General features: G+C 69.2%; 4 protein-coding genes and 1 pseudogene. All 5 read right to left on the bottom strand.

Translation table 11 applies throughout. The features are described 5' to 3' along the window. Positions 1-190: hypothetical protein (locus tag AC13HU_RS33645; RefSeq protein WP_483045780.1), on the bottom strand; the 190-nt coding region annotated here is incomplete at its 3' end. Between the two features lie 40 nt (positions 191-230). Then, positions 231-1,154 carry a hypothetical protein gene (locus tag AC13HU_RS33640; protein ID WP_483045779.1) on the bottom strand — a complete coding sequence of 308 codons (924 nt, stop codon included), beginning with the start codon at positions 1,152-1,154 and terminating at the stop codon, positions 231-233. A 221-nt stretch (positions 1,155-1,375) separates the two neighbouring features. Next, positions 1,376-2,866 carry an arabinofuranosidase catalytic domain-containing protein gene (locus AC13HU_RS33635; RefSeq protein ID WP_483045778.1) on the bottom strand — a complete coding sequence of 497 codons (1,491 nt, stop codon included), beginning with the start codon at positions 2,864-2,866 and terminating at the stop codon, positions 1,376-1,378. A gap of 210 nt (positions 2,867-3,076) precedes the next feature. Beyond that, positions 3,077-3,793 carry a response regulator transcription factor gene (locus tag AC13HU_RS33630; RefSeq protein WP_483045777.1) on the bottom strand — a complete coding sequence of 239 codons (717 nt, stop codon included), beginning with the start codon at positions 3,791-3,793 and terminating at the stop codon, positions 3,077-3,079. 9 nt (positions 3,794-3,802) lie between these two features. After that, a pseudogene (locus AC13HU_RS33625) lies at positions 3,803-3,994 on the bottom strand (two-component sensor histidine kinase); the annotation flags it as partial.

Below are 3,994 nucleotides of genomic sequence, written 5' to 3'. Positions count from 1 at the left end.
GGTCCGGGTCGGTGCATTCGGTGATACGCGCGCGGAGGTCGTCGGTGAGCGCGATGTCGCGGGACTGGATCACGAGAAGCAGATCCTCTACGCGGCTCTCGGAGCGGCCCTTCACGTGGCCCTCCACGCGGCCTTCGTCGCGGAGCTTCTCTGAGGTCTCGGAGCGGAAGAAGGAGAGGTCGACGGCCATGAGGTCCTTCCAGGCGAGTGCGGCCGGGGCGAAGCCGAGTTCAGCCGGTGGGTTCGTCGCCCTCGGTGAGGATCTGCTCGGCGGTTTCCGCGTGCAGGGCGCGCCGGAACCATGTGTGGAGGAGGTCCGGGTCGGTGCATTCGGTGATACGCGCGCGGAGGTCGTCGGTGAGCGCGATGTCGCGGGACTGGATCACGAGAAGCAGATCCTCTACGCGGCTCTCGGAGCGGCCCTTCACGTGGCCCTCCACACGGCCCTCCACGCGGCCTTCGTCGCGGAGCTTCTCTGAGGTCTCGGAGCGGAAGAAGGAGAGGTCGACGGCCATGAGGTCCTTCCAGATGTGTGCTGCCGGGCTGGTGCCCAGTCCGAGTTCGGTGAGTTCCCTGAAGATCGAGGCGGTGGACTCGTCGAGCGTCTTCAGGGCGGAAGCCAGTGCCCCCAACATGGTATCCGCTTCGGGATGGTCACCATGAGTGATCGCGGAGAAGACGGCCAGGGGGATGTCGCGGGTGGCCGCCTCCAGGTCGGTGACGACGGGGACGTTGTGGGGGCCGAGGACCAGCGGGCGGACGGTCATGCTGCGCCACTGGGATATGCCGAAGTGGAAGGGCCCCTCGGCCCAGTGGGCCGTCTTCTCGTCCTGGCAGGTGACCAGAAGAATCGGCTGCTTGCGGTACTTGGCGTGCAGGTAGGCGAGATAGTAAGCCCAACTGCCGCCCTTGTCCGGGTCCTTGCGGCTCTGCGCTTCGATGGCGAGCAGGTAGCTCTCGCCGTCGGCGGTGTCGATCTGGAGGAGGGTGTCGAGGCGTCGTTCGAGCGGTTTGAGTTCGGTGACGTCGGTGGGCAGGAGGGAGACCGCGACCGGCTCGGAGATGGGGAGGCCGAGCCGGTTGAAGGTCCGGGCGAAGATGCCGGGGTCCTCTTGGAAGATCCGGTGCATCGCCTCATGTGATGAGGTGACCATAGCTGCGGAGCGTAAGCGATCGTTTACGTGCAGAAACGTTCAGTCAGTGGCATGTTCGCTTGCCCGGGTGAGCAGACGACGGGCGGCCGATCGACGGACCCGGCCGGTGGGGGGCGGCGGCCGGGTGCACCGCTCGCGTCGCCGGAAGGCGTTCGGCCCGGCGTACGCCCGCGATATGCGGGTGCGCGCCGGGCCGAAGGGCCGTCGATGCGAGGAAGCGCTCAGTTGAGTGCGAACTTCTGCGCCGCGGAGCCGTTGCAGTCCCAGATGCGCAGCCTCGTGCCGTTGTCGGTCGCGCCGTTGGGGGAGTCGAGGCAGCGGCCGGACTGCGGGTTGAAGAGGGAACCGTCGGACTGCTGTTGCCAGACCTGGCCGCCGACGCCGTTGCAGTCCCAGAGTTCGACCTCGGTGCCGTTGGCCGTGCCGTTGCCGATGATGTCGAGGCAGCGGCCGATGGTGCTGAGGGAGCTGTTGGTGTGGTGGGTCCAGTACTGGTCCTCCGCGTAGGACTGGCAGTTCCAGAGCTGGACGGCCGAGCCGTCGGTGCCGGTGTCGTCGGCCGCGACGTCGACGCACTGGCCGCCCGGACCGGTGATCGTGCCCTGGGGGCCGTTGGGGATGTTCGTCTCACCGGAGTAGCCGACCGAGACGACGTTCGCCTGGACGGCGTTCTCGGCGGCGTCGGTCGGGTAGCCGGAGACCATCACGCCCTCGAAGAACGTGCCCATGTTGCGGTTGCTGTTGTCGCCGCCGGTGCCCAGGATGATGCCGCCCTCCTGCTGCATCGGCATATAGCCGCCTCTGGTCGGCAGCGAGCCGTTCCACCATGTCGACAGGCCGCCTGATTGGGAGTTGCCGCCCTTCAGGGCGTACGTCGTCTGCCCGTCGTTCTTCAGCACGGCGGTGACGAAGGTGCTGTTGTTCCCGGCGTTGGCGGTGTTGGAGCCGTTGTCGCCCTGGAACATGCCGTTCTCCATGTCGGCCTCGACCCAGGGGCCCGAACCGGTGCACGGCGCGAAGTAGCAGGTGGTCGCGATGGACACGGCGTCCATGTGGCCGTTGCCGGTGTCGGACGCGGTGGACTCCGCGTTGCCGTAGTCGAAGCAGCAGTCGGAGCCGACGTGGGTGCCGCTGGCCACCATGTACGCGCCTTCGGGCCGGCCGTTGACCGCGACGCCGGCCGCGGCGCCGTTGGAGCGGTAGCCGACGCCCGGCGAGATCCAGATGCCGTACACCTGGTGACCGCCCGCGGTGACGGCGAGTTCACTCGCGTCGGCGCCGCGGTCGGCGCTGCCCGCGGTGCCGGCCGGACCGGGATCGAGGTCGTTGTGCCGCGGCGACTGGTCGTAGACCTTGCTGATGCTGCACGTGGTGTCCGCGCAGAACGAGTCCTGCGCGGCGGCGTTCGCGTAACCGCCCTGCGCCAGTAGCCCGATGTCGGTCCTGGCCCCGTCGGAGGCCCGAGTCACCTGGTACAGCGGGCCGTTGTACGAGGCGTAGAGGGCGCGGGTCGTACTGTGCGCGGCCACGCACGGGGTGCCCGCGGCGGCGTAGATGTCGCACGGCAGCGAGTCGGCGGCGTGCGCGGCCGTGCCGGGCAGGCCGATCAGCGCGCCGAGTACGAGCGCGAGCGTCGCGACGGCTGACAGCAGGATTCCGCGCAACCTCGGGCCATGTCCTCGTCCCACGGCCGCAGTTGTCTCTGTATGCATGGCGCGCTCCTGTGGTGGGGGGTGGTGGAGCTTGCTTCAACATGACGCTACGGCAGCCGAGTTCACCCGCGATCCGGCTCCCGGCGACTCGCTGGGAACGTACGCGTGCTGATTGGTTCGGTCAATATTTGTTGCTTCATTTTTCTGAGAGCGCGATCATCTGTCCGAATCTGTGGGTTTTCCGCGCTGTTCGTGGACGCCCCGTACAGGTCAAGGGCGTTGGGGGCGGACCAGACCGGATTCGTAGGCGGCTACGACGAGTTGGGCGCGGTCATGGGCCGCGAGTTTGGCCATGGTGTGGTTGATGTGGGTCTTCACGGTGAGCGGGCTGACCCCGAGCCGGGCGGCGATCGCGTCGTTGGGCAGGCCGCCGGCGACCTCGATGAGGACCTCGCGCTCGCGGGAGGTGAGGGTGTCCAGGCCCGGTACCGTGCGGGGCTCGTCGTCGGCGCCGTGCTGCTGGGCGACGAAGCGGGAGATCAGGCTCTTCGTGGCGGCGGGGGAGAGCAGCGCCTCACCCTTGGCCACGGTGCGGATCGCGCAGAGCAGTTCGTCCGGCTCGGCGCCCTTCCCGAGGAACCCCGAGGCGCCGGCGAGAATCGCCCGCACCACGTACTCGTCGGCCTCGAAGGTGGTCAGCACCAGCACCGCGGTCGCCGCGAGTTCGGGGTCGGCGACGATCTCCCGGGTCGCCGCGATCCCGTCGGTACCCGGCATCCGGATGTCCATCAGCACCACGTCCGGCCGCTCGGCCCGCGCCAGTTCGACGGCCTCGGCCCCGTCCACCGCCTCGCCCACCACGACCATGTCCGGCTCGGACTCCACCAGCATCCGCAACGCGCCCCGCAGCAGCGCCTGGTCGTCGGCGAGCAGCACCTTCACGACGCCGCGCGGGGGAGCCTCACCGTTACCAAGGGTCGTCGTCATACGGTCAGATTACGGGGACGGAGCCGCGGCACCGTGCGGTGGCACCGTCAGCGGCAACCGTACCGAGACGCGGAAACCGCCGCCGGGCCGGGCGCCGGTGCGGCAGACCCCGCCGAGCGCGGAGGCACGTTCGTGCATGCCGAGCAGGCCGTGGCCGCCGCCGGAACCGCCCGCGCCGCCCGCCGCCGTACGGCCTCCCTC

The sequence above is a fragment of the Streptomyces sp. NH27 genome (assembly GCF_056859195.1).
The sequence above is the reverse complement of the archived record's forward strand: the minus strand, read 5'-3'. Positions and strand labels throughout refer to the sequence as shown.

Coding starts and splice junctions, on each gene's coding strand:
- AC13HU_RS33635 (WP_483045778.1), bottom strand. CDS start 2,866: ATGCATACAGAGACAACTGCGGCCGTGGGACGAGGACATGGCCCGAGG.
- AC13HU_RS33640 (WP_483045779.1), bottom strand. CDS start 1,154: ATGGTCACCTCATCACATGAGGCGATGCACCGGATCTTCCAAGAGGAC.
- AC13HU_RS33630 (WP_483045777.1), bottom strand. CDS start 3,793: ATGACGACGACCCTTGGTAACGGTGAGGCTCCCCCGCGCGGCGTCGTG.